The sequence below is a fragment of the Microbispora bryophytorum genome (assembly GCF_043197435.1).
GTDB classification, from domain to species: domain Bacteria; phylum Actinomycetota; class Actinomycetes; order Streptosporangiales; family Streptosporangiaceae; genus Microbispora; species Microbispora bryophytorum.
On sequence record NZ_JBICTF010000007.1, the window covers coordinates 38,730 to 64,792 of the forward strand.

Below are 26,063 nucleotides of genomic sequence, written 5' to 3' on the forward strand. Positions count from 1 at the left end.
GATTCTGGTGTGCTCCCCTACGCCGCCTATCTCCGTGTGTACGAGCCGCTGACCGCTTTCGCCCCGCGGGATCAGGCTCGGTGGGCCCGGTACGCCGAGTCGCGCGACCGGCCTCGCCGGGCGGGTGCGCTGGAGGTCGAACACGGCGAGGCGGTCCGCCGCCTGCTGCCGGTCCCGCCGCTCCCGGCGCCCGAGCGGGAGAGCCCCAACGCGTATCTGCGCCGGGTGGAGGAGACGCTGTACGTCTGCCCCTGGCAGAGCAGGCTGCGGTCGTGGCTGGCGTTCGCGTCGTTCCGGGGAAGCGTCCCGGTCAAGCTCGCCTCCCGCTTCGTGCCCCAGGCCATCGCGGAGCAGACCGCCGACGACTTCGACCGGTTCAAGCGGGGAGAGCAGTCCCTGCGTACGCACATCCGCGCGAGCACGTGGCATGTGCCGATCGCGTGGTTCGTGCCGTTCGACTCGGCCGAGCGCTGGCTCGTGCTGGGCTCGGAGCAGCCGGCCGAGGCGGGCGCGCAGACCACCGCCGCGCCGCCCAGGAACATGCTGTACGTCACCTCGATGGCGCAGGCCCGGCGCCGGGTGGCCCGGGCGCTGGTGGTGATCCGCAGGCACGTCGGGCAGGTGGCGGCCCTCACCGAGGTCGAGGAGGTGGGCCGCTGGCTGGAGGAGTTCCATCCCCACTCGCTGGTGGAGCTCGACTACGGCGGCCTCGTCCACCTGATGGACGACCGGACCCTTCAGGGCGACCAGTCCGTCGCCGAGGTGGCGACCGCCCTCGCGGGTTTGGACAACGGTCAGGAAGAACTTGCCTTCGCGATGTATCAGCGGGTGATCCTCCGCTGGAGGTCGATCCGGGCTTTGGAATCGGCAAACTGATAGTCATCAACGTGTTCTGACCTGCCGATTCTGGTCATGGCATAGTCGATCTCACATCTACGACCTGAGTAGTTTGCCGTTTTCACTGCGATACCACGAAACGTGTCGCTAGAATCACCGAGCGTGACATCAACCCGTGGTCGAGACGTTGTGCCCAGAGGGCTCGCCAATCGCACTACGTGGCTGTATGGTCACATCGGGTGATGCCGTAAATGGTCTTAGAAACCGCACGTTTTTGGATCATTGAAGGACATCCGTGACAGTGCCGCGACCGACAAGATTTGCCCGAACGCAGCGGTGTCCAGTGTGGTGCATCGCAAGGCGGAGGAGGAGCCGACACAGTGCTGCCGGCGACGACTCCGGGCCCGCGGAAGGTCCGCGCCTGCGAGAAGTTCTCGCGGGCGAGGCGGACGACGCCGCTCCGGCCGACGCGACGGGTCAGGGATTGGCGGGAAGGGGCACTTGCGCCAGACAAGTCGCAGGATCGCTGCCGGCGGTCCACACGGAGGAGAGGCCGCACAAATGTCAGCTCGTACACCCGAGGCCGAGCCACTGCTCACCCCGGCGGAGGTCGCCACGATGTTCCGCGTCGACCCCAAGACCGTCACCCGGTGGGCGAAGGCGGGCAAGTTGACGTCCATCCGCACCCTCGGCGGTCACCGGCGGTATCGGGAGACCGAGGTCCGGGCACTGCTCGCGGGGATTCCGCAGCAGCGGTCCGAGTAGGACGTGGCCGTCACGCCACGGGGGAACGACGGCGCGCTCGCGTCGGGGATGTGAGCGCGTCCACCACACTCCCGTGACCACTACGGGTCATGGGAGGGGATCTGGGGTCGGCGCCGCCCGCCCGGCGCCTCCCCGCGTACACGGTCCGTTCACCCCCGGTGGTTCCCCCGCTCTCCCACGCGTACGCGCGGTGAGGGGTTCAGGGAACGGCCTCACAGTTCGCAGGTGCCGCGTTCATAGGTGCCGCGTTCTCAGGTATCGCGTGCATGGGCAGCAGGGTCTCCAGCAGCACCCGCATGCCGGGATCGTGCCCGCTCGCCGCGCGCAGGAGCGCGACCATCTGGTCCACCAGGAGGCGCTCCAGCTCGGCCCGCTCCATGTCGCGGTGCTCCAGCCAGTCGAGGCCGGCCGTCTCCACCGAGGCGATCCACGACCTCAGCGTGACGCGCAACGCCGGACCGGGCGCGTCGACCCCCATCTGATGGACGACCATGCGCAGCATGCGCTGCCGCACCTCGTCGACGATCTCGCCGATCTCTCCGGCGCGGTTGGCCGGCCCTCCCCTCAGCAACGCCGCGTAGCCGGCCGCGTGCTCCTCGACGAAGTCGAAGTAACGCGTCAGGCCCGAACTGAGCTGCTCCAGCGGCCCGCCCTCGCCCTGCGGCTGTAACCGCGCCCGCAGCTCGGCGGCCGCGCTGCGCAGAGCCGCCACGTAGAGCTCCTGCTTACCGCCGAAGTAGTGGTACACGAGCGCCCTCGACGCGCCCGCGGAGGCCGCCACGTCGTCGATCGAGACGTCTTCGGCGTCGTGCCTGCCGAACAGTTCGAGCGCGGCGGCGATGAGCTCTTCACGCCGCCGGTCCACGCTGAGCCTGCGGCGCGCCGGACGTGCCCCGTCTTCCGCCTGGCGTGTGGCACTCACACCCCGCACCCTAGCGAATCGGCCCCCGGAGAGGGGGATCGGCCAGATCAAGGGTTCCCCCTGGAACCCCCTCCCGGCTCCGCCGTCCTACCCGTGCTGCGGCTAACCTTCCCAACGCCCGATTAGAGGAAGGATCCTGTCTAACCGCGATCAACCCGTACCCTCAGGGCAACTCGATCGTTTGGTGTGTCAGGTGCACGTCCACGCATCGTGGGGAGAACCATGTCAGGACCGTCCATGCAGACCACTGCCCGGAAAGACGTCGGGGTCGCGATCCCCACCGGCGGACTGTCCGATGGGTTCAGCCCGCGGCCACGCCCGACGATCCGCAACGTGGCCGAGCGGGCAGGAGTCTCCAAGTCGCTGGTGTCTCTCGTGCTGCGAGGCTCTCCACACGTGAGCGAGCACCGCAGAGAGGCGGTCCTCCAGGCCGCCCGCGAGCTCGGCTACCGCCCGAACGCGGTCGCCCGAAGCCTGGTCGAGGGGCGCACCCACCTGGTGGGCGCGCTCGTGGCCGACCTGCACAACCCCTTCTACGCCGAGTTCCTCGACGGCCTGCAGGAGAGCCTGCACGGCGACGGGCTGCGACTGCTGATCGGCAGCGGCCGCTGGGACCCGGCGTTCGAGGACGAGGCTGTCGAGGCGTTCCTCGAACTGCGGGTGGACGGCCTGGTCCTGCTCGGGGTCGCGCCGTCCAGCGACACGCTGGCCGAGGCCTCGGCCTACACGCCCACCGTGGTGGTCGGCGAGCGCGACGTCGAACTCGAGGGCGTGGACATCGTCGTCGACGACGACCAGCTCGGCGCCCGCTTCGCCGTGGACCACCTCGTGGAGCTGGGCCACCGGCGCATCGCCCACATCGAGGGCGCTCCGTCGTCGGCCGCCCGCTGCCGATGCGAGGGCTACCTGGTGGCCATGCGCCGCCACGCGCTGGCACCGTACATCATGGTCGAGCACGGCGACTTCAGCGAGGAGGGCGGCCGGCGCGCGGCGCTGGCGCTGCTGAAGCGCGACCCCCGGCCGACGGCGATCTTCGCGGCGAACGACATCGTGGCCATGGGGGCGCTGACCGCGGCGAGCGAGCTGGGGCTGCGGGTGCCCGAGGACCTGTCCGTCGTCGGATATGACAACACCCACCTCGCGGCCGTCACCCACATCTCGCTGACCAGCGTGGACCAGCCCCGGCGGGCTATGGGCCGCTCGGCGGCGGCGCTGCTGAGCGACCGCATCACCGAGCCGGGCAAGACCGCCCGGCTGCGGCAGGTCAGCCCGCAGCTCGTCGTACGGCGCAGCACCGGGCCCGCTCCAAGCGCCGGCCAAGGCTAGGTCAATCACCGACGTGTCCCCTCGCGGCCGGTGTTGACTTCAGCCGTGGCGCCGGCCCCCGGCGGGTCGCGGAAGGGCTGCCCGCGGGCCGGCGACCGGGAATCGGGGGGATTCATGCGTGATCCTGAGTTGGTCTCCTGCGCTCAGCGGGCCGCCGGCGAGCTGGAGCGGGCCTGGGCTCACTGGAGGGAGAGCCGGGGGCTGGGCAGCGAGGACGTCGCCGAGTCGGTGGCGAGCTACGTCGCCCACTCGATCGACCACCCCTGGGGACGGCCCCGCGTGGTGCTGGGCCTCGACGCCGAGGACGCCCGTGAGCTGGCCGCTCTCCTGCATCAGCAGGAGGTCCCCGAGCCGGCGTGGGTGGGCAGGTTTCCGGCATAACGGTCTGATCACGAGTCCGTTCCGGTTAGGTTGGGGAGACCACACCCCCGGGAAGGGATTTCGATCGTGATCAGACGACCACTCGCCGCCGCAGCCCTGGCCCTGTGCGGGGTCGGAGCCGTCGCCTGCGGCGGCGCTGAGGTCTCCGATTCGAAGGCCGCGGCCTCCGGCTCCGCGACCCGGCTCGGCCGGCCGGCCGCGACCCAGGACGGGGCCGCGGGCACGGCCCCCTCGGAGACGGCCGTCCCGACCACGCGTACGGCGGCCGCCTCCGAGACGGAGGCCCTGCCGCTGGCCGGGAAGGTCGTGGTGATCGACCCGGGCCACAACGGCGGCAACTTCCGCCACACCAAGGAGATCAACCAGCTGGTCGGCATCTCCAACCAGAAGAAGGCCTGCGACACGACCGGCACGTCGACGAACGACGGCTACACCGAGGCGGCCTTCACCTGGGACGTGTCCAACAGGCTCGCGAAGCTCCTGAAAGCCGAAGGGGCCACGGTCAAACTCACCCGGACGCGCAGCACCGAGTGGGGGCCCTGCATCAACCAGCGGGCCGCCGTCGGAAACAAGGCCAAGGCGGACGCGGCGATCTCCGTCCACGGCGACGGCGCGGCGGCCAACCTCCGCGGGTTCCACATCATCATGCCGAAGAAGATCGGCGGGCCGGTCGATCCGGTCGTGAAGGACTCGGCGCGGCTCGGCGCGAACGTGCGGGACGCCTTCCACAGCGGCACCGGCCTCCCGTACTCGAACTACATCGGCAAGCAGGCGCTGAACTACCGCAGCGACCTCGGCGGGCTCAACCTGTCGACGGTGCCGAAGATCTTCATCGAGTGCGGCAACATGCGCAACGCCAAGGACGCCGCCAGGTTCAAGGACTCCGCGTTCCGGGCGAAGATGGCGCGGTCGCTGGCGAAGGGCCTGGAGAACTACCTCACCTCGGCCCGCTGACCGCGCCTCAGGGGTCCTGAGCGGCTCTCGGCGGCTCGCAGCGGGTTCTCAGGAGGCTTTGGTGGGGTTTGGCATCATCGGCGACATGAAGCATCTCCTCCCCGCACCGAGGCACGCCGCGACGGGCTCGGGGTCGGCCGAGATCGCCCCCGGGTCCGCCGTGTCGGGCCCGGCCCCGCTCGCCGACGCCGTACGGCTCGCGCTTCCCGTGCTCGACCTCAAGGGGCTCGACCTCAGTCATGGCGACGCCGCCGTGGCGGCCGTGCGGGTGGAGGAGGATCCCCGGCTCGGGCCGGAGGCGTACGCGATGACGATCGCGGGCGACGGCGTGGACATCACGGCCGGGGACCGGGCGGGCGCCTTCTACGCCGGGCAGACGCTGCGGCAGCTCCTGCCGGCCGAGGCGTTCCGGTCGGCCCTCGCGCCCGGGACGTCCTGGACGCTCCCCTGCGGGCGGGTGGAGGACGCGCCCGGGTTCTCCTGGCGCGGCGCGCACGTCGACGTGGCCCGCAACTTCCTGCCGAAGCGGGAGGTGCTGCGGATGATCGACCTGATGGCGCTGCACAAGCTGAACCGGCTGCATCTCCACCTGGCCGACGACCAGGGCTGGCGGGTGGAGAGCAGGGCGTTCCCGCTGCTGCACGAGGTGGGCTCGCACCGCCCGCGGACGATCACCAGTCGCAAGGGGGAGGAACTCGCCTTCGACGGCGTCCCCCACGGCGGCTACTACACGCTCGCCGACCTGACGGAGATCGCGGCATACGCCCGGGCCCGGGCGGTCGCCGTCGTGCCGGAGATCGACGTGCCGGGGCACGCCTGCGCCGTGCTGGCCGCCTATCCCGCGCTGGCGTCCCGGCCGCAGGAGCGCTACGAGGTGCTGGACCGGTGGGGCATCTCGCCGGCGATCCTGTCCCCGCTCCCGGCGACCGTCGACTTCCTGACCACCGTGTTCGCCGAGATCGCCGACGCCCTGGGCGACGTGCCCTACTTCCACATCGGCGGCGACGAGTGCGTGCTCGACGACTGGGCGGCGTCGGCCGAGATCTCGGCGTACCAGGCCTCGCTGGGCCTGGAGAGCACGGGTGACCTGCACGCGTGGTTCCTGCGGCGGCTCGCCGACGCGCTGGCCGAACGCGGCAGCCGTACGGTGGTGTGGGACGAGGCGTTCGTCAGCGGCAGGCTGAGGCCGGACACGATCGTGATGCCCTGGCGCGGCGAGCACGTCGCCCGCCGGGCCGCGGCGGCGGGACACGACGTGGTGGCGACGCCGGTCTTCCCGATGTACTTCGACTACGCCGAGGCGGCCTCGCCCGAGGAACCGGCCGGCCTCGGAGACGCGATCACCGTGGCCGACGTGGCGGCCTTCGCGCCCGCGCCGTCCGAGTGGCCGGAGCAGGAGCGTGCCCGGGTGGCCGGCGTCCAGTTCCAGCTGTGGAGCGAGCGCATCCCGGACGGCCGAACGCTCGACTACCGCGCCTGGCCCCGGGGCTGCGCGGCGGCCGAGATCGCGTGGACCGGCGGGCCGGCCGGCCCCGAGGACTTCTTCCGCCGCCTCGACGCCCACCTCGCCCGGCTGGACGCGTTCGGCGTGGACTACCGCCCGCTGTCCGGGCCGCGGCCCTGGCAGCGGGGCGGCACCGGGTGGCGTCGCCACCGCCCGGGCGCCGTCGCCGTGCACGACGTGATGCGCCACCTGCACGAGCTCAGCCTTTCGGCCGACTCCACCCGGCCCAGCCTCTGACCCCGAACCGCTAACCCCGCACCGCTAACCCCGCACCGCCCCGGCGACGCGCCGCACGCGGGAACGCTCGTACAGCGCGTCGGTGCTGTCGACGTACTGGTCCACCGCGCCGGTCAGGGGCAGCCGCCGCACCTCCGGATCGGCGATGCTCTCCAGCAGCGCCTCGGTGAAGCGCTCGGCGTGCAGCACCCGGAAGGGGCGGCTGTGGTAGGACCGGGTGCGCGGATCGACGGGCGCGGTGAGGCCGAGGTCGTTGTGCAGCGCCGCGAGAGCCTCGTAGGCGGTGGCGAGGTGGCGCTCGCGCTCCTGCCAGCCGGTGGCCGACAGGGCCGCCCTGAGCACGGGCGCCAGGGCCGGGCCGCACGGCAGAGCGGCGAAGGCGCTGCCCAGCCACTTGCCGTACGGCGGGTAGCGGCGGTGCATGAGCAGGGCGAGCCGGATGAGGTCCCGCACCAGGCGGGCGCAGGTGACGGCCGAGCCCAGTTCGTCACCGGCTTCGCCGGCGCGGCCCACGAACGCCTCCTCCTGGCATATCCGCCGCCATTGGCAGGCCAGGACGTAGCGCCAGACGTCGCCGGGATACCAGGCGAGGCGCCGCCGGACCGGCAGGAGCACGCCCAGGCCGTCGTGGAAGACCTCCCCCGCCGTGATCTCCGCGAGCGTCTGGGTGGGCGTCGCCAGCCAGTCGGACAGGCCGACGCCCGCGGTCGGGTCGAAGCCGAGGTGCCCGGTGAGCCATGCGGTCGGCTCGGCCACCACCACCCCGTGCCGCACAACCCCGTGCCGCACCACCCCGTGCCGGCCCGGCCCGTCCGCCGGCTCCATGTGCCGGGTGCCGTTCCCCCCGGCCGGGCCGAAGTTCGTGGGATAGCCGAGGAACCACGGCGGCAGGCTCCCCGCGAGCATCGCGTCCACGGCCTCGCCGTCGGCGGCTACGTCCTCGGGGCTCAGGAACAGCTGCAGCCGTGGGCCCCAGTCGTGGTCGGTGGACCGCTCGGTGTCGTACCCGAGCACCTCCGAGCCCGGGCCGAGAAGGGCCGCCGTGTGCGTGAGACCGCCGAAACGCCGCGCCAGCAGCGGCGCCACCGCCTCCAGGTAGAACCGCCGCGACAGCTCAAGCCCGCGCACGTGCCCGTCTCCCATGGCCGACATCCTCCGCGGGCTCCGTCCCGCGAGGCAACGGCTTTTCCCCGCGTCGCCGGTTTTCCCTGGGCGGGGTGTCAGGCTCCGTCGAGGACCTCGGCGACGATGGCGGCCGCGAGCTTCTCCGGGTCGAGGCCCTGGTAGGTGTCGATCACGTCGCGGATCCTCGCGGTCAGGCGCAGGTCTGCCTGTTCCGCGTCGCCGATGTGGCGCCCGGCCACCGCGACCGCGGCGGCGAGCTCGTAGGCCTCGGCCGGCCCGAGACCCTGCGGATCGACCTCGACGAGGACGCGTGCGCCGTTCTTCGGCGAGACGCGGACCTTCCACCGTCCGGACGGGCCGGAGACCGACAGCGTGTCCTTCCGCAGGGCCGGCGGGAACAGGACGACGGCCATCCGGCCCGCCGCGGCGAGGACCCGCTCGGCGAGCCTGCGCACGTCCTTCTTCGCGACGACGATCCTCCCGGAGCGGTTGATGATGCTCACGGAATCACCGCTGTCGGCCACGGCGATCCGCTCGCCGTCGGCCTGGTCGTAGATGGCGCTCATGAGGGGTCGCTCGCTTAGCTTTGTCGGGGCGGGCTGCGAGACTCCGCCCATGCATGATCTCGTACTTTCGGAGCGCATGATCGTGATTCGCCTCTCCCCCGGCCAAGGCCTCGGCGGGCGGGCCGCGTGAGCAGGTCCAAGCGGTTCAGCCTGCGGCCGAGCCCGGAGGAGTGGCGGCAAGACTGGATCGGCCGCGGTGAGCTGCGCGACCAGCGGTTCGAACTGCCGCCCGGAGTGTCGAGCGTGATCTTCGAGCGGGCACGGCTGGTGAACGTCGACTTCTCCGGGATGCGGTTCGCCGACTTCCGCTCTCATGCCTCCGAGTTCGAGGGATGCGACTTCTCCGGCGCCGCCTTCGACACCCTGTCGATGGGCGCCGGTCACCGGCGGACGTGGAGGGGCGACAAGCGGCCGCAGTCGGTCTTCCGCGACTGCGTGTTCCGGCGTACGCGCTTCGCGCCGCTCACGTTCTTCGGCAACGTCAGGTTCGAGAGGTGCGTGTTCGACCGGTCCCGGCTGAGGGGGCAGACGGCCACGACGGAGGCCGAGTTCGTCGGCTGCGTGTTCTCCGGGCGGCTCCGCGAGATCAACTTCTGGGGGCGCCCCACGGGTGACCAGGCGGCGCTGGGCAGGGAGCGCAACGCGTTCACCGGAAACGACTTCACCGCCGCCGAGCTGGACTACGTCGCCTTCAAGCACATCGACCTGCACGCGCAGCGCTGGCCCGGGCCGCCCGGCTACGCGCTCCTCGACCACGTGACCGCGCGGGTGCGGGCGGTGCTGCCGCTCGTGGAGACCTGGCCGGACGACAAGCACCGGGAGGAGGCCCGCTTCAGCCTGGAGTTCCTCGCCGGCAAGGCCGTGGAGCGCAACGACGACCATGCGGTGGTGAGCCCGCTGGACATGGGCCGCAGGCTGCCGCCCGCCCTCCGCGAGGAGCTGTTCGGGGCGCTCAGGGGCACAACCAGCGATACATCCCCTGGTTGAGCCGTACGGCGGTGCGGGCAAGGTCGCGCAGCTCCGTGACGCGCTCGACCTCGAACTCGTCGAGCAGTTCCTCCTCGGCGTACTCGCGCAGCCGCGCGTCGTCCACGGCGGCGAGCGCCTCGACGGTGTCGGACGCCATGCGTTCCATGGCCGGTCCCTCGTCGTCCCCCACGATCGTCTCGGTGCCGCCGAACTCGCTGAGGTCGCGTTCGCTGAGCTCGGCGACCAGCGTGTCGAGCTCGTCGAGCCATCCCTTGCAGTCGACGTACGGCAGGTCGGCCGCCCCCGGCCCGGCGGAGAGGGCACGCCGGGCGGATTGCTCGGAATCGGCGGTGAAGTAGTCGACCAGAACGCCCATGCCGGACACCTTATCGATCATGACAAGGGCCCGGCCGACGTTCAGACGAGGGTGTAGCCGGCCTCCTCGACGGCCTTGCGCACGGCGTCGTCCGCGACGTCGCCGGAGACGTCGAGGCGGCCGCTGTCGAGGTCCACCTCGACGCCGGTGACGCCGGCGATCTCGCCGACCTCCTCCTTGACCGAGCTCACGCAGTGGCCGCAGGTCATGCCCTGCACGGTGTAGGTCTTGACGCTCATGGCGCTCTCCATTCTCGGGAGAAGGGGATTCATGCGGTGCGGCCGACGATCTCGCGGACCGAACCGTAGCCGTGCCGCCGCAGCCGGCGGGCGAGCTGGCGGTTGATCCGGGACGGCCAGAAGGGGCCTTCGTAGATCAGGCCGGTGTATCCCTGCACGAGGGTGGCGCCGGCCAGCAGCCGCTCCCAGACGTCGTCGACGTCCTCCACGCCGCCGACGGAGACGAGCGTGAGCCGGTCGCCGGCCTTCTGACGCAGCCGGCGCAGCACCTCCAGCGAGCGGGCCTTCAGCGGCTGTCCGGACAGGCCTCCCGCCTCGGTGCTCGCGACGCCCTCGCGGCTGATCGTGGTGTTGGTCGCGATGACGCCCGCCAGCCCGAGCTCGGCGGCGAGCTCGGCCACGGCGTCCACGTCCTCGTCCGCCAGGTCCGGCGCGATCTTCACGAGCAGCGGGGTGCGCCCGGCCGCCTCCTTCACCGCCGACAGCAGCGGCCGCAGGCGGTCCACCGCCTGCAGATCGCGCAGGCCCGGAGTGTTGGGCGAGCTCACGTTGACCACGAGGTAGTCGGCGAGCGGCGCGAGCCTGCGGGCGCTGTCCACGTAGTCGCGCACGGCCTCGGACTCGGGCACGACCTTGGTCTTGCCGATGTTGACGCCGACCACGGCCGGGATGTGGCGCACCCTGCGCAGCCGCTTGGCGGCGGCCGCCGCCCCGGCGTTGTTGAAGCCCATCCGGTTGATGATCGCCCGGCTCTCGATCAGGCGGAACAGCCGCGGCCGGGGGTTGCCGGGCTGGGCGTGCGCGGTGATCGTGCCGACCTCGACGTACCCGAATCCGAGCGCCGCCAGCGGCTCGGCGCATCCGGCGTCCTTGTCGAACCCGGCGGCGAGCCCGAACGGCGAGGCGAAGTGGACGCCGAACGCCTGGACGCGCAGCGACTCCGCCCGCGGCGCGAGCAGCCGATGCAGCAGCCGCACGAGGAACGGGAACATCCCGAGCAGGCGGAGCAGCCTGATCGTGAGGTGGTGGACGGCCTCCGCGTCGAGGCGGCTCAGGACCTGCGTGAACACGAGTCGATACATCACGGCAAAGACTATCGCCCGGTCACGGCCCACCTCGGTCCACCTCGGTCCACCTCTCGCCCCGCCGCGCGTACGTCCGGTCAGTTGGGCCGGGGGCGGGCCTCGGCCGTGGGCTGGGGCAGCGGCACGCGCGACGCCGTACGGATGGACAGCGCGGAGTCGAAGCCCAGCAGCCGCAGCAGCCGCAGCACCTGCGGGGCGGGGCGGACGAAGGTCACGCCGCCGCCCCACTCCCGCACGCGCGCGTCGGCCCACAGGAGGCTCCGCGCGCCCGCGCAGTCGAGGAAGCCGACCCCGGCGAGGCCGACCTCGACGTTTCCGGGCGGGTAGGTCCCCAGCACCTGTCGCAGGCAGGCATGGAACTCCGGCACCCCCGACACGTCGAGGTCGCCGTTCACTGCCATCCGGATGCCGGCCTCAGACGACGTGGTCTGGATTCGCAACATTCCTCTGGCCCTGCTCGCCCAGTAGTTCCGCCGCGAGCTCGGACACCTTCCGTCTGCTGTCCCTGGCCTGCTTGCGCAGCCCGGTGAACGCCTGCGAGGCCGTCAGATCGTGCTTGCCCATGAGATAACCGATGGCCCGCTCGATCACGACCCGGTAGTCCAGGGCGTACTGGAGCTGGTCGGCGAGCACCGCCTTCTCGTCCGCCTCCATCGACGCCACGAGGACCTGCTCGATCACGTGGGCGTACGCGTGGAGGGCCTGGGCGTCGCTCTCCTGCCACTCGTGCGGCGCGTCCTGGTAGACGTTGAGAGTGCCCACGGGCACGCCGCCGAGCCGGATCGGCACTCCCGCCACCCCGCGCACCTCGGGGTGCAGCAGCTCACGCAGGGCCGGCCACCGCCGGTCGGCCCGCACGTCGGCCGTCGTCACCGCGGTGTCGCCCGCGTACGCCGCCACACACGGGCCCTGGCCCGTCACCGCCTGAGCGCGCTCGAGGCTGCGGCCACGCTCGTCGGTGGCGAAGAGGTAGCGAAGCGTGCGGTCCTCCTCGGCGAACATCAGACCGGCGCCGGAGTATCCGAAAAGCCGGTCGACCACTTGGACGATGCGCTCAAGGTGGTGCACGATCCCGGTCGCCGCCCTGTCCTTCTGCAGACGTCGCAGGCTGGCGACAAGAGCCTCAGGATCGATATGGGTCATTCCGTATCCTCTCGTGAACCTCACCTCGCACCGCCGTGGCCTGGGGGAGAGGTGCCGATTCGGCCATCACAACTGCCCGGAGGGGGCCCGATCAGTCCTGATCTCTGCCAGGACCTGAAGAACGATGACCATCAGCTCGCCGAGGCGTGCTCCGGCCTCCGCCTCCGTTCGGTCCCAGACGCGCCCGTCACGGGCGTAGAAGTCGAGGACGCCGATGAGTTCGCGATCCTCGATGAGCGGTACGGAGAGGACGGCCCGGACCGGCGGGGCGTGGACGGCCACGTTCGGGAACCCCACGGGCCTCGCGGCGTGCAGATCGGGAATCGCGACGAGGCCGCCGCTGGCGGCGCTCTCGATGGCGGGCCCGTCACCCACGGACTCCTGGGCGGACTCCAGCAGTACGCCGTCGTCGTCGGTCGCCCCGATCGCACGGAGGCGATCCTGGCCGTCGAGCAGCATCAACGCGGCGCCGTCGACCCCGGCGAGGTCGGCCATGCCGGTAAGGATGTTCTCGAGAACAGACGGCGCGTCCGATGCCATCGCGAGCCCACTTTCAATGATGAAGCGGCCGCGGACACAGGGCGGAGTGCCCCTAAGCCTAGTGGGCTCCGAGCAGTGGTAGCCAGGTGATCCCCAGGGTTGCCGGAAGGGTTGGCCGGCAGAGCTGGAGAGGACATGAGAAATCCGCCCTCCTGCGGGGAAGGCGGATCGGAAACGGAACGCCGGACGAGCGCGAGCAGTTGTCGGCTCTGCTCGCCCGGCTGCCGCGCAGCATGGCCGTGCTCCGGACTAGCGCTTGGCCTTCTTGCCCTCGGGAGTGACGGCGTACCACTCGGCGCCGAAGTCCTTCAGGTCCTGGCCGAGCACGTCGCCCGCCTTCTGGTCCTTGATGTAGTAGTAGAGCGGGTGCTTGTTGTAGGTCACCTGCGTGGTGCCGTCCTCCCGATGGAGCGTCCCGAGCAGGTTCGGGCGCACGCCCGTACCCGCCTGGGGCGCGCCGACGGTCAGCACGGGCGGCCACGCGGCGGCGCACGCCTGGGTGCAGGCGGACGCGCCGCCCTTGTCCTTGGTGAACAGATACACCGTGCGGCCCTCCACGCCGACCAGCACGCTGCCGAGCGAGGTGGGCGCCGCGTCGATGCGCGCGGGCCCCGTGGGGGACGCCTGGACGGGAGATGTCGGCGACGCGGATCCGGTGGCGGACGGCGTCGTCCCCGAGGGGTACTCGGAGGGCTCGGGCGTCTGCGACTCGTTGAGCTGGTCGTTGGCGACGCGGCTGGCGTCGTCGCCGGCACCGCCGCATCCGGCGGCCAGCAGGCTGATCGCGACCGCGCCGGCATACAGCAGTTTCCTCATGTTCGGCCTCCTGGGAAGTGAGCGAGTCGGCTCCCAGGAGACACGCGGCGACGGCGGCCCCGCCGCCCGGACGGGAAGATCCAGGACAGGCCTTTGCGGTTTCGTGGGTTGCGCCTCATGGATCTCTCGCCGCCCTCGGGGTGAATCAGCGATCGATGCGGATGAACCGCTGAATTCGGGAAATCGGGGTAAGCCGTACGGGCACGGCGGTGCGCCCCGACACGTGAAGCGATCGCGGGGAGGTGCCGAGGTCACCGGCGCGTGCGATGCGATGCTGATGCTGTGACGCCCGCCGACGCGGCCGTCCGGCCCCGCGGGGCGGCCTCCCTGGCGGACCGCCCCTACCGCCCGATCTCGCGTGACAGACCGTGACAGACCGTGACAGACAAGGAGCGTCCGGATGGCCGAGCGCACGCAACCGCCCACCGCGGAACCGTCCCAGCTGAGGCGTGGCCTCGGCCGTACCGGAGTGTGGCTGTCCTCTCTTGCGGCGACCCCGGCGGCAGAGGCCAGGAAGGCCGCGGCGGAGATCGAGGAGCTCGGATACCCGGCGCTGTGGATCGGTGAGACCCCGACCGGACGCGAGGCGTTCACGCACGCCGCGCTGCTGCTGTCGGCCACCAGGCGGCTGCACGTGGCCACGGGCATCGCCAACGCCTACGGCCGCGACCCCGTCGCCGCCGCCAACGGCGCCGCGACCCTCGCCGAGGCGTGGGACCAGCGGTTCGTGCTCGGCCTCGGCGTCAGCCACAAGCCCCTGGTCGTCCCTCGCGGCCACGACTACTCCGCACCGCTCGCCTACATGCGGGACTATCTCGACGCGATGGACCAGGCGTCGATCGAGCTGCCGCAGGCGCAGACGCCGCCCCGGATGCTCGCGGCGCTCCGGCGCCGGATGCTCGAACTCGCCGCGCGGCGCACCCAGGGCGCCCACACCTACTTCGTGCCGCCCGAGCACACCGCGAAGGCCCGCGAGATCCTCGGACCGGACCCGGTCCTCGCCCCCGAGCAGGCCGTCGTGGTCGAGGCGGACGCGGACCGCGCACGGGAGATCGCCCGCGAGTACGCCGCCCTGTACCTCTCCCTGCCCAACTACACCAACAACCTGCGCGAACTCGGCTTCTCCGACGACGACCTCGCGGGCGGCGGCAGCGACCGGCTCATCGACGCGATCGTGGTCTGGGGCGAGCCGGAGACGATCGCCGAGCGGGTACGCGCCCACCACGACGCCGGGGCCGACCACGTGTGCGTCCAGCCTCTGGCCGACTCCGTCGGCACGCAGATCGAGCACCTGCGGCTGCTGGCCCCCGCCCTTCTGCGGTGACGGCGTGACCGCGGCGGCTCCCGGGCGGGGGCGCGGAGAGCAGGGCGGGCACGGCGGGCAGGACCGGCTGACCCCGCCGGACCCGACGGGCCTGGAGGCGTGGATACGTCAGGTGCTCGGCCTGGCGGGCGCACGGGCCTCCGCGTTCGCCCCGCCCCTGCCGACCGCACCGCCCCTGCCGACCGCCCCATCCGCCGGCCCGGACCCCGACGGGCGGGCCGAGTAGCCGAGTAGCCAAGTAGCCGAGTAGCGCGGGCAGCCGGTCAGGCCGCCTGACGCACCTGCTCGGCCAGCCGTTCGAGGCTGTCGTTCAGCGCCTGCTCCACCGCCTCGGCCGGGGGCGCGTGCCGCTCGTCGAAGAAGGACAGGTGGACCGTCACGTCGCTGCTGTCGTCGTCGATGCCGGCGACCTGCAGCCATCCGGCGTACCGGTCCACATCGCGCGTGCCCCACTCCATCCGCAGCTGGTCCTGCTCGGCCCGCAGCAGCGCGCGTTCGTCCTGTCCCGTCTCGTCCTCGTGGACGGTGACCGCGGGCGGCTCCTCCGCGTGTACGTGCAGCTCCCGGGGCATCCAGAGATCGAGTTTGCCGACGTCGCACGCCTGGCGGAACACCTGGTCGGCCGGCGCGGGCATCCTGCGGGACCGTTCGAACTCGGTCATGATCCGTCACTCCTCCCTCTGACGACGTAGGCAGCCCCTACCCGCCGCGGTCCGGTCCATCCTCCGCACCCCCTCCCCGGAGACGGATGCGCGCGACGGCGTAGGGTCCGTCCATGACCGATCATTACGATGTCGTGGTCCTCGGCGCCGGGCCCGGCGGCTACACCGCCGCGGTCCGTTCGGCCCAGCTCGGGCTCAGCACAGCGGTCGTCGAGGAGCGTTACTGGGGCGGTGTCTGCCTCAACGTCGGCTGCATCCCCTCCAAGGCGCTGCTGCGCAACGCCGAACTCGCCCACATCCTGACGAACGAGACCAAGACGTTCGGCATCCAGGCGGACGGCCCCATCACGCTCGACTACGGCGCGGCCTTCCGCCGCAGCCGCCAGGTGGCGGACGGGCGCGTCAAGGGCGTCCACTACCTCATGAAGAAGAACGGCATCACGGAGTACGACGGCCGCGGCACCTTCACCGGCCCGAACTCCGTGGAGGTGCGCGGCGCCGACGGCTCGGTGCGCACGGTGACGTTCGACCACTGCATCATCGCCGCCGGGGCGACGACCCGCCTGCTGCCGGGGACGTCCCTGTCCGAGCGCGTGGTGACGTACGAGGAGCAGATCCTCAGCGAGGCGCTGCCGGACAGCGTGATCATCGCCGGCGCCGGGGCGATCGGCGTCGAGTTCGCGTACGTCCTGCACAACTACGGCGTGAAGGTCACGATCGTCGAGTTCCTCGACCGGATGGTCCCGCTGGAGGACCAGGAGGTCTCGGCGGAGCTGGCGCGGCGCTACCGGCGGCTCGGCATCGAGGTGCTGACCTCCACCCGGGTCGAGTCGATCGACGACAGCGGCGACAAGGTGCGGGTCACGGTCTCCAGGAACGGCGAGACCTCCGTGCTGGAGGCCGGCAAGGTGCTGCAGGCCATCGGCTTCCAGCCGCGTGTCGAGGGATACGGCCTAGAGCGCACCGGCGTACGGCTGACCGAGCGCGGCGCGATCGCCGTGGACGGCCGCTGCCGCACGAACGTGCCGCACATCTTCGCCATCGGGGACGTCACCGCGAAGCTCATGCTGGCGCACGCCGCCGAGTCGATGGGCATCATCGCCGCCGAGACGATCGCGGACGCGGAGACGATGGAGCTCGACTACGTGATGATCCCCCGGGCCACCTACTGCCAGCCGCAGATCGCGAGCTTCGGCTACACCGAGGCCCAGGCGCGTGAGCAGGGCTTCGACGTGAAGGTGGTCAAGTTCCCCTTCACGGCCAACGGCAAGGCGCACGGCCTGGGCGACCCGAACGGGTTCGTCAAGGTCCTCAGCGACGCGAAGCACGGCGAGATCCTCGGCGCCCACCTCATCGGGCCCGAGGTGACCGAGTTGCTGCCCGAGCTGACCCTGGCCCAGCAGTGGGACCTCACCGTGCACGAGGTGGCGCGCAACGTCCACGCCCACCCGACCCTGGGCGAGGCGGTGAAGGAGGCGATCCACGGCCTGGCCGGACACATGATCAACATGTGATCAGGTCAGGGGTCGTAAGGTCCGGTCAGCCGCCGGTGGGCGGCCCGTCAGCGCCGGGGGTGACGCTCCTCCCATGGCCGCGCACCAGCGCGGCCTCGGATCACAGGAGCGCGACATGACGACCCGATCGGTTCTGATCTCCGGCGCGAGCATCGCCGGCCCCGCCCTCGCCTACTGGCTGCGCCGGCACGGCTTCGCCCCCACCGTGGTCGAGCGGGCCCCCGCCCTGCGCGAGGGCGGCCAGGCGGTCGACTTCCGGGGGGCGGTGCACATGAGTGTGCTGCGGCGGATGGGCGTCCTGGACGAGATCCGCCGCCTGCGCACCGACCCCGGCCCGTGGCGGGTGGTCGACGCGCGCGGCGACCAGGTCGTCGGACTGCCCGTGGAGTTCGCCGGCGGCGACGTGGAGATCCTGCGCGGCGACCTCGCCCGGGTGCTGTACGACCGGACCAGGGACGACGTGGAGTACGTCTTCGGCGACTCCATCGCGTCCATGACCGAGACCCCGGACGGCGTGGAGGTGACCTTCGAGCGCGGAGCGCCCCCGACCACCTGGGGCTCGGCCGCGACACGGTGCTCTACAACGAGCCCGGCCGCGGCGTGGGGGTCTCGGGCGCCAGGGACGGGGCGACCGCCGGGGTGATGTGCGTCTTCCACGCCCCGGGGCTGGAGTTCGACCATCGCGACGTGGCTCGGCAGAAGAGGATCGTCATGGATGCCTACGCGGGCGCGGGCTGGGAGGTCCCCCGGCTGATCGAGGCCGTCCCGGACGCGTCCGACTTCTACTTCGACTCGATCAGCATCGTCCGCATGGACCACTACACGAGCGGGCGGATCGCGCTGCTCGGCGACGCCGGCTACGGCGCCACCTGCGGCGGCATGGGGGCCGGCATGGCCGTCGTGGCCGCGTACGTGCTGGCGGGCGAGCTCGCCGCCGCCCGGGGCGACCACCGCGTCGCGTTCGCCGAGTACGAGCGACTGATCAGAGGGTTCGCCAAGGCGTGCCAGCGGGTCGCGGGCAACGCGGGCTCCTTCCTCGCCCCGGTGACTCCGGGCGCGATCCGGCGGCGAAATCTGACCTACCGGGTGCTCACGGCCGGGCCGCTGATGCGCGTGCTCGACAAGCTGAGCACCAAGGCGGCCACCTCGATAACACTCAGGGACTATGCGGCCTGAAATGCGGAAATGCCGATTACCGAACAGGTATTCGGCTGTCGCCGCCATTCACACCGGAAACACTTCTCACGGCGCCGATGAATGGTCGGCTACGCTGGGAATCAGGCCGTGCGCGAAACGCCGTGGCCGCGTACGGGCGAAATGCGAGGGCGGCCCGATGGCGAGGGACGACGCGGAAAACACCGGCTCCCCGGTCGGCGCGGACACTTTGCTGACCCTCATGCGCGAACTGGTCTTCCCGCCCTGCGCGATCGAACGGTCCTCGGTGGTGCCGCAGGACGTCACCCGGCGCGAGAACGACGCGGAGCACTCCTTCGCCCTGGGCCTGGTCGCGGTCTGCCTCGCCCCGCTGATCGACCCGGCCCTGAACCCGGGCAGGATCGCCAGGTACGCGCTGGTCCACGACCTGCCGGAGGTCCACGCGGGGGACGTCTCGGTCTACGCCGACCCGGCGGAACGGGAGAAGAAGGCCGTACGCGAGGAGGAGGCACGGGAGATCATCACCCGTGACTTCGGCGGGACGTTCCCCTGGCTGGTGGAGGACCTGTACGGCTACAAGGCGCAACGCGACGCGGAGAGCAGATTCGTCTACGCCCTGGACAAGCTGCTCCCCCACGTCAACGTGCTGCTGGCCGGCCATCACCCGCTGCGGCCGACCTGGGCGGCGTACAAGCACACCGAGATCACGGCCAGGCGGAAGATACGCCTGAGCTGCCCGGCACTGCTGCCGTTGTTCGACGAGCTGTGCCGGGAGTTCGCGCGGCGCCCGCACCTGTTCTCCGGCGGGGTGTCACCTGGCGTGGGAGATGACGATGTTCGCGACGGCGAGCAGGGTCGCCCCGCAGACGGCGCACAGCACCCTCACGGGCAGGTCGGCTCCCGGCCCGAGCACGGCGGGCAGGGCGACGAGGACGGCTCCGGCCGCGCCGGCCGACACCCGCGTGAACAGGCGCGACCGCGAGCGGCGCACGACCACGGGAAACCCGGCGCTCGTCGTCAGTGAGTCGCCTCCCGGCAGCGGGTCCGCCCGGGTGTCGGCCGCCAGCGTGATCCCGACCCGCGCGAGCGCGTCGAAGCCCAGCATCTCGGGCCGCAGCCAGAACTCCACGGTGTCGTATCGCGACGCCACGTCGTAGGAGTCGTCGGACGCGATCTTGAGGAAGGTGCCGTCGGTCGTGCAGACGAGCCGCTTCGCGGTGGGCGTGTAGCCGTCGGAGTAGAAGCTGACCCGCATCCTCACCGAGTCGCCGTCGCTCAGGTGCAGCCGGCCCTCGTCGTCGAGCCCGCCCGTCCTGTCCCCGCCCAGCAGCGGTTCCTCGGTGCGGACGAAGTAGGAAGACCTGTAGGTGGGATGCCGGGCGAGCCGGCGGGCCACCCCGAGCCACGCGACGGGGTCGTCACCCGGCCGCTCGTGCAGGTGGAGGTCGGGGAAGCGGGTGGTGGCCGGATACCACCGCCCGCCGTTGGCCTCCGCGAGTCTGTCCACGAACCAGCCGCCCCTGGCCCTGATGTCCGCCTCGGCCAGCGGGAAGTCCTCCAGGTTCGCGTAGTCGTCCACCCTGAGCCGGAACACGGCCATGTCGGCCACGCAGGCGGTCGCCACCACCGTCGCGAAGCGCACGGGCACGACGAACGGCTCGGTCTCGGGCGACTCCCGGTCCGCGAGGAAGGCCACGAGGCACCGCCTGCCGACGGCGGAGCCGTTCGCGATCGCCTGTTGCAGGGCGCCCGCCACGTAGTCGGTCTCGTACCGGAACTGGATGATCGCCCCTCTGGGCAGGGCCAGCGCCCTCAGGACGTCCTCCGCGTACCGCCGCCTGCTGTCGGACGACAGCAGCAGCACCGAGGGCCGGACTCCGGTCATACCCGTGCTCATGCCCGTGCTCATGGCTGCGTTCATTGCTGCCTCCGGGGCTCTTCCAGGTCGCGCAGGCGGTCGTCGAGCGCGAGGAAGCGCGGCCACACCCGGTCCTTCGGCAGTTCGTCGAGGCGCAGGCTGGCCGCGGTCTCGTATCGCAGCCCCCGGTCCGCCAGCGCCCGGTGCTCGCCCAGGATGATCGGCTCGCGTACGGCGTCCGACTGGTCGCCGGTCAGGTCGATGACGAACCGCCGCGGATCGTCGGCCGGGCCGATCTCGACCCAGCAGTGGTGGCTCACGTCCTCGGCGTCGTCGCGGCCGGAGTTGCGGCCCACCCGCAGCCGCCCGTAGCAGTAGACGGGTTCGAGCAGCAGGTCGGCGCGGAGCCTGCGGGCGAGCCAGACGGAGGTGACCCCGCACTGGCCCCGGGGGTCGCCCGCGGCGACCGGCGGCTCCTGATAGCGCGGATGGACCGTGCGGTCCGACCAGCAGGACTCCAGCATGCGGCGGTAGCCGAGCAGGCGCTCGGTCCACTGCGGCGAGGTGAAGTCGGCCGGGACGGGCCGCACGTGGCCGCCGCCCGAGTGGGTGCGGCGCGGCACCCTGATCAGGCTCTCGATCCCGGCGACGCTCCGCTTCGCGGCCGAGGTGGCCCCGAGGACCATGAGCACGTTGTCCGGCGTGTCCAGGAGTTGCGGCACCGACGCCCCCGCTATCCGGCGGGTCTGAAAAAGGCCTTTGTCGTCGTAGCGGTACGCCACGGGTGACAGGGCGATCGGCCTGAATCCCGACGCGAGAAACGAGGTGCCGCCGAAACCGAGCATGGGATTGTATGCCGTGATGACATAGTCCCCGGCGTTTACCGCCCTGATCTCCCGGACCGCACGGGCGATCGTCAGGCTCATGAGATTCGCCGGAATTCCCGCCAGCCCGTGCATTCTTGTCAGGACCATTATCCGGTCGGGATTCACATCGAGCGCGTGCCCGGTGAGCGCGTCCATGACGTACTGACGGTCGCATCGGGAGAAGGCGGCGTACGTGATCGGCATCGTCGCGCCCGGCAGGAAGAGCCCGAACTGGAGGACGGTGTCGGCCCTCTCACTGTGCAGGTAGTGCAGCCTCGACTGGACCAGATGGCCGACGCTCGGCCTGACCTCGGCGAAGCGCAGGCGGGTGCGGTAGCCGTCGCCGAACGACAGGCTCAGATCCCGGTGCGCCTTGTTCACGTTGAGGAGGACGGATGCGTGGGCTTGGTGGGCGGCGTCCTCCGCGGACTGGCGCACCTGGGCCGCCCGGACGACGGCCTGCAGCCGTATCTCCTCGTACACCTTGTCCGGAGACCAGCCGGCGACGGCCGGCCTGCTCAACCGGGGCAGGTGCAGTCTTACCTGGATCTCCAGGGTCCGGAGGCCGACTCCGACCGTCTCGGCGTCCGCGCGCATGCGCGTCCCCATCGCGCCGACGAAGGTCTCGACATCCGGATCACGAAGCCCGTCCACTCGCGCGCCCTCGCTTCGCGCTTTCTCCCTTAGCGGCGTACGCGTGGTCTTGGGCACTTCTTCTCCCGCAATCGCGAGAATCTTGTCAGTGACGCCGTCAAGGATAGAACTCGGACCGCACGCTGTCAGGGCGCTCGCCGAGTTGGTATCGGCTTCTGTCTCACCCGCGCAATTGCGGACGCTTTTCATTCGACCCTCGGCGGTCGGGCCACCCCTCTCCCACCGTGTTCCGCCTGAACGGCACGGTCGGCTGACGCTGTGGCCGGCGATTCTTGGAGCGGTCATGGAACCGCCTTGCACCCGGCCGTGCGGGCCGGATGAAAGACTCCTGAGCAAGCGCCTGCCGCGTCAGGCGCGAACCCCGCGGCTCATCGCCAGAAAAAGCCGCCCGGTGTGGTAACGGCGAATGCGCTGGAAGCCCGCCCTCCTCGCCGCGAAGGCCGAGGAGGGCGGAGCCCACATCGAGGGAGCGCGTCAGGAGTGGCCGCCCTCCGGGGGCCCGTAGCCCCCGCCGCCGGGCGTCTCGATCTCCAGCACGTCGCCCGGCTCGACCTCGACCGAGTCGCATCCCGCCAGGTGGACGACGTTTCCGTCCGCGCGCCGCACCCGGTTGACGCCCAGCGCGCCGGGGGCGCCGCCGGCCATGCCGTACGGCGGCACCCGGCGGTGGCCGGACAGCACGCTGACCGTCATCGGCGCACGGAACCGGATGCGGCGCACGGCCCCGTCCCCGCCGCGCCACCGTCCGGCTCCTCCGCTGCCGCGCCGGACGGCGAACTCCTCAAGCAGCACGGGGAACCGCCATTCCAGCACCTCGGGGTCGGTCAGCCGGGAGTTCGTCATGTGGGTCTGCACCGCCGCCGCCCCGTCGAAGCCGTCTCCCGCGCCGGACCCCGAGGCGACGGTCTCGTAGTACTGCCGCCGTTCGTCGCCGAAGCTGACGTTGTTCATCGTCCCCGACCCCTCGGCCTGCACGCCCAGCGCCGCGTAGATCGCCCCGGTGATCGCCTGCGAGGTCTCGACGTTGCCGGCGACCACGGCCGCGGGGTACGCCGGGGCCAGCATCGACCCCTCCGGCACGACGATGCGCAGGGGCCGCAGGCAGCCGTCGTTGAGCGGGATCTCGTCGGCCACCAGGGTGCGGAAGACGTACAGCACGGCGGCGGTGACCACGGCGGACGGCGCGTTGAGGTTGGTGCCGAGCTGGGGCGAGGTGCCGGTGAAGTCGATCGTCGCGGTGCGGCGGGTGCGGTCCGCCGAGACGCCCACCGAGATCACGGCGCCGGAGTCCATCTCGTAGCGGTAGCGGCCCTCTCCGAGGGCGTCGATCACCGCGCGGACCGCGCTCTCGGCGTTGTCCTGCACGTGCCGCATGTAGGCCCGCACGACGTCGAGGCCGAAGTGACCGATCATCGCGCCGGCCTCCTCGACGCCCTTGACGTTCGCGGCGATCTGCGCGCGCAGGTCGGCCAGGTTCGTCGCGGGGTCCCTGGACGGGTACGGCCCCTCGGTGAGCAGCCGCAGCGTCTCCTTCTCGCGCAGGCCGTCACGGTCCGCCAGCAGCCGGCAGTCGAACAGCACGCCCTCCTCCCGTACGCTCCGGCTCCCCGCGGGCATCGAGCCGGGCGTCAGCCCGCCGATCTCCGCGTGGTGTCCGCGCGAGGCCACGAAGAACAGGATCTCCCGGCCCGCGCCGTCGAAGACGGGCGTGACGACCGTGATGTCCGGCAGGTGGGTGCCGCCGTGGTAGGGGTCGTTGATCGCGTACACGTCGCCGGGCCGCATCCCGTCGCCCCGGCGGCGGATCACCTCCTTGACGCTCGCGCCCATCGACCCGAGGTGCACCGGGATGTGCGGCGCGTTGGCGACGAGGTCGCCGCCGGAGTCGAACAGCGCGCAGGAGAAGTCGAGCCGCTCCCGGATGTTCACCGACTGCGCGGTGGCCTCCAGCCGGGCGCCCATCTGTTCGGCGACGGACATGAAGAGGTTGTTGAAGACCTCCAGCAGCACGGGATCGGCCTCGGTGGTCACGCCGGCGGCCCGGGGACGTTCCCGCACCCGTTCCAGGAGCAGGTGCCCGTACGCGGTCACCCCGGCCCGCCAGCCGTCGTCGACGACGGTGGTCGCGTCGGCCTCTGCCACGATCGCCGGGCCGCCGAGCGTGTCGCCGGGGCGCAGCCGTTCCCGCCGGTAGAGCGGCACCTCGCGCCACGCGCCGCCGGTGTACATCCGCACGGTGTACATCGGCACGGTGTACATCGGCACGGTGATCGCCGTCCGCGCCTCGCCAGCGGATCCGGAGGCGAGGCCGGAAAGGTCGGGCTGCTCGGTCAGGCCCACCGCCTCAACGGAGACCGCCTCCGCGACCAGCGGCCGGTCCATGAGGAAGGAGTACGTCCGCAGGTGGGCGGTCTCGAACGCCGTCACCATCGCGTCCGTCGCGGCCAGGTCCACCTGCAGCGACGTGTCGGTGCCGTCGTAACGCAGCCGCACCCGCCGGGTCACCCGGATCCGCCTGTCCGCTACCCCCTCGTCCTGCACCCCCTCGTCCAGCAGGGCGCGGCGGGCCGCCGCCTCCAGGGAGTCGGCGAGGCCGGTCAGGCGCCGCGTCGTGGCGGGCTCCAGCCGGGCCTCGACCGACTGCTCCCGCAGCACGGTCGTGTCGGCCAGCCCGATGCCCAGCGCGGACAGCACGCCCGCCATCGGCGGCACCAGCACGGTGCGGACGCCGAGCGCGTCGGCCACCGCGCAGGCGTGCTGCCCGCCGGCCCCGCCGAACGTGGTGAGGGCGTATTCGGTGACGTCACGGCCCTTCCGCACGGAGATCTGCTTGATCGCGTTCGCGATGTTCTCGACCGCGACCCGCAGGTAGCCCTCGGCGACCTGCTCGGGACCGCGCTGGTCGCCGGTGCGCCCGCGGATGTCCGCGGCCGTCTCCGCGAACCGCCGCCGCACCTCGTCCACGGCCAGCGGCAGGTCGCCGTCCGGGCCGAAGACCTCGGGAAAGTGGCCGGGCTGGATGCGGCCGAGCATCACGTTGGCGTCCGTGAGGCACAGCGGGCCGCCGTTGCGGTAACAGGCCGGGCCGGGGTCGGCGCCCGCGGAGTCCGGGCCGACCCGGTATCGCCCGCCGTCGAAACGCAGGACGGACCCGCCGCCCGCCGCCACCGTGTGGACGGCGATCATCGGCGCGGACAGCCGTACGCCCGCCACCTGCGTCTGGACCACCCGCTCGTACGCGCCCGCGTAGTGGGACACGTCGGTCGAGGTGCCGCCCATGTCGAAGCCGATCACCTTGTCGAGACCGGCCAGCCGGGACATGCGCGCCATGCCGACGATGCCGCCGGCCGGGCCGGACAGGACCGCGTCCTTGCCGCGGAAGCGCCCGGCCTCCGCCAGCCCGCCGTTCGACTGCATGAACATCAGCCGTACGCCGGGCAGTTGCCCGGCCACCGCCTCGACGTACCGGCGCAGGACGGGAGAGAGGTAGGCGTCGGCCACGGTGGTGTCCGCGCGCGGCACCAGCTTCATCAGCGGGCTGACCTCGCTGGAGCAGGACACCTGCGTGAAGCCCGTGCGCCTGGCCAGGCTCCCGATCGCCCGTTCGTGCGCCGGGTGCAGGTGGCTGTGCAGGCAGACCACCGCGACCGCCCGGACGCCGTCCTCGCGCAGCCGCCGCAGCCGCGGCGCGAGCCCTTCGAGGTCGGGCGGCCGGAGCACCGTGCCGTCGGCGGTGATCCGCTCGTCCACCTCGGCCACACGCTCGTACAGCATCTCCGGCAGCACGATCCGCCGGTCGAAGATGCGCGGGCGGTTCTGGTAGCCGATGCGCAGCGCGTCGCCGAACCCCTTGGTGATCACCAGCGCCGTGCGCTCGCCCCGGCGCTCCAGCAGGGCGTTGGTGGCGACCGTGGTGCCCATCCGCACCGACTCGATCCGCTCGACCGGGATCGGCTCGCCCGCGGGGACCTCCAGCAGGGAGCGGATGCCCGCCACCGCCGCGTCGGGGTAGCGGGCCGGGTTCTCCGACAGGAGCTTGCGCGTCACCAGCCGCCCGTCCGGGCGCCGGGCGACGACGTCGGTGAACGTCCCGCCGCGGTCCACCCAGAACTGCCACCGGTCACCAGGCATAGGACCCCCTCCGCGCGCCCGTATCTCCCTTGTATCAGGGCCGCACGCCCCGGCTTCAAATAGGGAGACGCAGCACCTGACGCCGGACATATCATCAGGTGTCGTTTTCCGGAT

The 26,063-nt window shown here is 71.7% G+C and carries 26 protein-coding genes; 13 read left to right on the forward strand and 13 right to left on the reverse strand.

Going from position 1 to position 26,063, the window contains the following annotated elements; translation table 11 throughout:
* Positions 1-9 precede the first annotated feature (9 nt).
* Both ACGFIB_RS24360 and bldC read left to right on the forward strand, forming a co-directional pair.
* Positions 10-876 (forward strand): hypothetical protein, encoded by an 867-nt coding sequence (locus ACGFIB_RS24360; protein WP_142574609.1) that lies wholly within the window; start codon positions 10-12, stop codon positions 874-876.
* A gap of 522 nt (positions 877-1,398) precedes the next feature.
* On the forward strand, positions 1,399-1,602 hold the full coding sequence (bldC, locus tag ACGFIB_RS24365) for a developmental transcriptional regulator BldC (protein WP_013133571.1): 204 nt from the start codon (positions 1,399-1,401) through the stop codon (positions 1,600-1,602).
* Positions 1,603-1,801: 199 nt separating this feature from the next.
* Here the strand turns inward: bldC and ACGFIB_RS24370 are convergent, their stop codons facing one another.
* Positions 1,802-2,524: a TetR/AcrR family transcriptional regulator gene (locus ACGFIB_RS24370; RefSeq protein ID WP_393375141.1), complete on the reverse strand. Its 723-nt coding sequence runs from the start codon at positions 2,522-2,524 to the stop codon at positions 1,802-1,804.
* A gap of 222 nt (positions 2,525-2,746) precedes the next feature.
* Between ACGFIB_RS24370 and ACGFIB_RS24375 the strand changes: the two genes are divergently transcribed.
* The 4 genes from ACGFIB_RS24375 (at position 2,747) to ACGFIB_RS24390 (ending at position 6,926) form a co-directional block, all read left to right on the forward strand.
* Positions 2,747-3,850, forward strand: a complete 1,104-nt coding sequence (locus tag ACGFIB_RS24375; RefSeq protein ID WP_357248719.1) for a LacI family DNA-binding transcriptional regulator — start codon at positions 2,747-2,749, stop codon at positions 3,848-3,850.
* 114 nt (positions 3,851-3,964) lie between these two features.
* Positions 3,965-4,231, forward strand: coding sequence for a hypothetical protein (locus tag ACGFIB_RS24380; RefSeq protein ID WP_142574607.1), 267 nt, complete (start codon positions 3,965-3,967; stop codon positions 4,229-4,231).
* 66 nt (positions 4,232-4,297) lie between these two features.
* Positions 4,298-5,185, forward strand: coding sequence for an N-acetylmuramoyl-L-alanine amidase (locus tag ACGFIB_RS24385; RefSeq protein WP_357248722.1), 888 nt, complete (start codon positions 4,298-4,300; stop codon positions 5,183-5,185).
* A gap of 85 nt (positions 5,186-5,270) precedes the next feature.
* A complete protein-coding gene (locus ACGFIB_RS24390) occupies positions 5,271-6,926 on the forward strand; it encodes a beta-N-acetylhexosaminidase (RefSeq protein WP_393375145.1) in 1,656 nt (551 codons plus the stop codon).
* A gap of 24 nt (positions 6,927-6,950) precedes the next feature.
* Here ACGFIB_RS24390 and ACGFIB_RS24395 read toward each other — a convergent pair whose 3' ends face one another.
* Positions 6,951-8,069: a DUF4037 domain-containing protein gene (locus tag ACGFIB_RS24395; RefSeq protein ID WP_393375148.1), complete on the reverse strand. Its 1,119-nt coding sequence runs from the start codon at positions 8,067-8,069 to the stop codon at positions 6,951-6,953.
* 77 nt (positions 8,070-8,146) lie between these two features.
* On the reverse strand, positions 8,147-8,617 hold the full coding sequence (locus ACGFIB_RS24400) for a hypothetical protein (protein ID WP_142622043.1): 471 nt from the start codon (positions 8,615-8,617) through the stop codon (positions 8,147-8,149).
* Between the two features lie 126 nt (positions 8,618-8,743).
* On the opposite strand from ACGFIB_RS24400, the gene ACGFIB_RS24405 reads away from it, so the two are divergent.
* On the forward strand, positions 8,744-9,604 hold the full coding sequence (locus ACGFIB_RS24405) for a pentapeptide repeat-containing protein (RefSeq protein WP_393375151.1): 861 nt from the start codon (positions 8,744-8,746) through the stop codon (positions 9,602-9,604).
* Here ACGFIB_RS24405 and ACGFIB_RS24410 read toward each other — a convergent pair.
* The 7 genes from ACGFIB_RS24410 to ACGFIB_RS24440 form a co-directional block, all read right to left on the reverse strand.
* Positions 9,570-9,962 carry a hypothetical protein gene (locus ACGFIB_RS24410; protein ID WP_357248736.1) on the reverse strand — a complete coding sequence of 131 codons (393 nt, stop codon included), beginning with the start codon at positions 9,960-9,962 and terminating at the stop codon, positions 9,570-9,572. The genes ACGFIB_RS24405 and ACGFIB_RS24410 overlap by 35 nt on opposite strands.
* A 41-nt stretch (positions 9,963-10,003) precedes the next feature.
* Positions 10,004-10,201 carry a heavy-metal-associated domain-containing protein gene (locus ACGFIB_RS24415; protein ID WP_142574603.1) on the reverse strand — a complete coding sequence of 66 codons (198 nt, stop codon included), beginning with the start codon at positions 10,199-10,201 and terminating at the stop codon, positions 10,004-10,006.
* A 29-nt stretch (positions 10,202-10,230) separates the two neighbouring features.
* Positions 10,231-11,283: a quinone-dependent dihydroorotate dehydrogenase gene (locus ACGFIB_RS24420; protein WP_357248739.1), complete on the reverse strand. Its 1,053-nt coding sequence runs from the start codon at positions 11,281-11,283 to the stop codon at positions 10,231-10,233.
* 80 nt (positions 11,284-11,363) lie between these two features.
* Positions 11,364-11,687: an STAS domain-containing protein gene (locus ACGFIB_RS24425; RefSeq protein WP_357248741.1), complete on the reverse strand. Its 324-nt coding sequence runs from the start codon at positions 11,685-11,687 to the stop codon at positions 11,364-11,366.
* Between the two features lie 13 nt (positions 11,688-11,700).
* Positions 11,701-12,429, reverse strand: a complete 729-nt coding sequence (locus ACGFIB_RS24430; protein WP_142574600.1) for a GAF and ANTAR domain-containing protein — start codon at positions 12,427-12,429, stop codon at positions 11,701-11,703.
* A 66-nt stretch (positions 12,430-12,495) separates the two neighbouring features.
* Positions 12,496-12,969, reverse strand: coding sequence for a GAF domain-containing protein (locus ACGFIB_RS24435; RefSeq protein ID WP_142574599.1), 474 nt, complete (start codon positions 12,967-12,969; stop codon positions 12,496-12,498).
* A gap of 249 nt (positions 12,970-13,218) precedes the next feature.
* A complete protein-coding gene (locus tag ACGFIB_RS24440; protein WP_142574598.1) occupies positions 13,219-13,785 on the reverse strand; it encodes a COG4315 family predicted lipoprotein in 567 nt (188 codons plus the stop codon).
* Positions 13,786-14,185: 400 nt separating this feature from the next.
* On the opposite strand from ACGFIB_RS24440, the gene ACGFIB_RS24445 reads away from it, so the two are divergent.
* Together ACGFIB_RS24445 and ACGFIB_RS24450 are read left to right on the forward strand one after the other, a co-directional pair.
* A complete protein-coding gene (locus tag ACGFIB_RS24445) occupies positions 14,186-15,109 on the forward strand; it encodes a TIGR03620 family F420-dependent LLM class oxidoreductase (protein WP_357248745.1) in 924 nt (307 codons plus the stop codon).
* Positions 15,110-15,113: 4 nt separating this feature from the next.
* Positions 15,114-15,335: a hypothetical protein gene (locus ACGFIB_RS24450; protein ID WP_393375157.1), complete on the forward strand. Its 222-nt coding sequence runs from the start codon at positions 15,114-15,116 to the stop codon at positions 15,333-15,335.
* Between the two features lie 37 nt (positions 15,336-15,372).
* On the opposite strand, the gene ACGFIB_RS24455 is transcribed toward ACGFIB_RS24450, so the two are convergent.
* Complete coding sequence (locus ACGFIB_RS24455) at positions 15,373-15,771, reverse strand: SRPBCC family protein (protein WP_142574595.1); 399 nt, start codon at positions 15,769-15,771, stop codon at positions 15,373-15,375.
* 113 nt (positions 15,772-15,884) lie between these two features.
* Here ACGFIB_RS24455 and lpdA point away from each other — a divergent pair, with 113 nt between their 5' ends.
* The 4 genes from lpdA (at position 15,885) to ACGFIB_RS24475 (ending at position 19,464) form a co-directional block, all read left to right on the forward strand.
* Positions 15,885-17,285: a dihydrolipoyl dehydrogenase gene (gene lpdA / locus ACGFIB_RS24460; protein ID WP_393375159.1), complete on the forward strand. Its 1,401-nt coding sequence runs from the start codon at positions 15,885-15,887 to the stop codon at positions 17,283-17,285.
* A gap of 115 nt (positions 17,286-17,400) precedes the next feature.
* Entirely contained in the window at positions 17,401-17,928 is a 528-nt protein-coding gene (locus ACGFIB_RS24465) for an FAD-dependent monooxygenase (RefSeq protein WP_393375161.1), read from the forward strand.
* The gene (locus ACGFIB_RS24470; protein ID WP_393375163.1) at positions 17,886-18,461 is read left to right on the forward strand and encodes a Rossmann-fold NAD(P)-binding domain-containing protein; all 576 of its coding nucleotides are present in this window, start codon (positions 17,886-17,888) and stop codon (positions 18,459-18,461) included. Before ACGFIB_RS24465 ends, ACGFIB_RS24470 begins: the two co-directional genes overlap by 43 nt.
* 157 nt (positions 18,462-18,618) lie before the next feature.
* The gene (locus ACGFIB_RS24475) at positions 18,619-19,464 is read left to right on the forward strand and encodes an HD domain-containing protein (protein WP_393375165.1); all 846 of its coding nucleotides are present in this window, start codon (positions 18,619-18,621) and stop codon (positions 19,462-19,464) included.
* A gap of 893 nt (positions 19,465-20,357) precedes the next feature.
* Here ACGFIB_RS24475 and ACGFIB_RS24480 read toward each other — a convergent pair.
* Complete coding sequence (locus ACGFIB_RS24480; RefSeq protein WP_393375167.1) at positions 20,358-21,818, reverse strand: hypothetical protein; 1,461 nt, start codon at positions 21,816-21,818, stop codon at positions 20,358-20,360.
* 474 nt (positions 21,819-22,292) lie between these two features.
* Positions 22,293-25,949: a hydantoinase B/oxoprolinase family protein gene (locus ACGFIB_RS24485; protein ID WP_393375170.1), complete on the reverse strand. Its 3,657-nt coding sequence runs from the start codon at positions 25,947-25,949 to the stop codon at positions 22,293-22,295.
* Positions 25,950-26,063: the final 114 nt, after the last annotated feature.

What these genes read in the sequence shown, in the direction of transcription:
- bldC (WP_013133571.1), top strand. Translation starts at nt 1,399, where the DNA reads ATGTCAGCTCGTACACCCGAGGCCGAGCCACTGCTCACCCCGGCGGAG.
- ACGFIB_RS24375 (WP_357248719.1), top strand. Translation starts at nt 2,747, where the DNA reads ATGTCAGGACCGTCCATGCAGACCACTGCCCGGAAAGACGTCGGGGTC.
- ACGFIB_RS24380 (WP_142574607.1), top strand. Translation starts at nt 3,965, where the DNA reads ATGCGTGATCCTGAGTTGGTCTCCTGCGCTCAGCGGGCCGCCGGCGAG.
- ACGFIB_RS24390 (WP_393375145.1), top strand. Translation starts at nt 5,271, where the DNA reads ATGAAGCATCTCCTCCCCGCACCGAGGCACGCCGCGACGGGCTCGGGG.
- ACGFIB_RS24395 (WP_393375148.1), bottom strand. Translation starts at nt 8,069, where the DNA reads ATGGGAGACGGGCACGTGCGCGGGCTTGAGCTGTCGCGGCGGTTCTAC.
- ACGFIB_RS24400 (WP_142622043.1), bottom strand. Translation starts at nt 8,617, where the DNA reads ATGAGCGCCATCTACGACCAGGCCGACGGCGAGCGGATCGCCGTGGCC.
- ACGFIB_RS24410 (WP_357248736.1), bottom strand. Translation starts at nt 9,962, where the DNA reads ATGGGCGTTCTGGTCGACTACTTCACCGCCGATTCCGAGCAATCCGCC.
- ACGFIB_RS24415 (WP_142574603.1), bottom strand. Translation starts at nt 10,201, where the DNA reads ATGAGCGTCAAGACCTACACCGTGCAGGGCATGACCTGCGGCCACTGC.
- ACGFIB_RS24420 (WP_357248739.1), bottom strand. Translation starts at nt 11,283, where the DNA reads ATGTATCGACTCGTGTTCACGCAGGTCCTGAGCCGCCTCGACGCGGAG.
- ACGFIB_RS24425 (WP_357248741.1), bottom strand. Translation starts at nt 11,687, where the DNA reads ATGGCAGTGAACGGCGACCTCGACGTGTCGGGGGTGCCGGAGTTCCAT.
- ACGFIB_RS24430 (WP_142574600.1), bottom strand. Translation starts at nt 12,429, where the DNA reads ATGACCCATATCGATCCTGAGGCTCTTGTCGCCAGCCTGCGACGTCTG.
- ACGFIB_RS24435 (WP_142574599.1), bottom strand. Translation starts at nt 12,969, where the DNA reads ATGGCATCGGACGCGCCGTCTGTTCTCGAGAACATCCTTACCGGCATG.
- ACGFIB_RS24440 (WP_142574598.1), bottom strand. Translation starts at nt 13,785, where the DNA reads ATGAGGAAACTGCTGTATGCCGGCGCGGTCGCGATCAGCCTGCTGGCC.
- ACGFIB_RS24445 (WP_357248745.1), top strand. Translation starts at nt 14,186, where the DNA reads ATGGCCGAGCGCACGCAACCGCCCACCGCGGAACCGTCCCAGCTGAGG.
- ACGFIB_RS24455 (WP_142574595.1), bottom strand. Translation starts at nt 15,771, where the DNA reads ATGACCGAGTTCGAACGGTCCCGCAGGATGCCCGCGCCGGCCGACCAG.
- lpdA (WP_393375159.1), top strand. Translation starts at nt 15,885, where the DNA reads ATGACCGATCATTACGATGTCGTGGTCCTCGGCGCCGGGCCCGGCGGC.
- ACGFIB_RS24465 (WP_393375161.1), top strand. Translation starts at nt 17,401, where the DNA reads ATGACGACCCGATCGGTTCTGATCTCCGGCGCGAGCATCGCCGGCCCC.
- ACGFIB_RS24475 (WP_393375165.1), top strand. Translation starts at nt 18,619, where the DNA reads ATGGCGAGGGACGACGCGGAAAACACCGGCTCCCCGGTCGGCGCGGAC.
- ACGFIB_RS24485 (WP_393375170.1), bottom strand. Translation starts at nt 25,949, where the DNA reads ATGCCTGGTGACCGGTGGCAGTTCTGGGTGGACCGCGGCGGGACGTTC.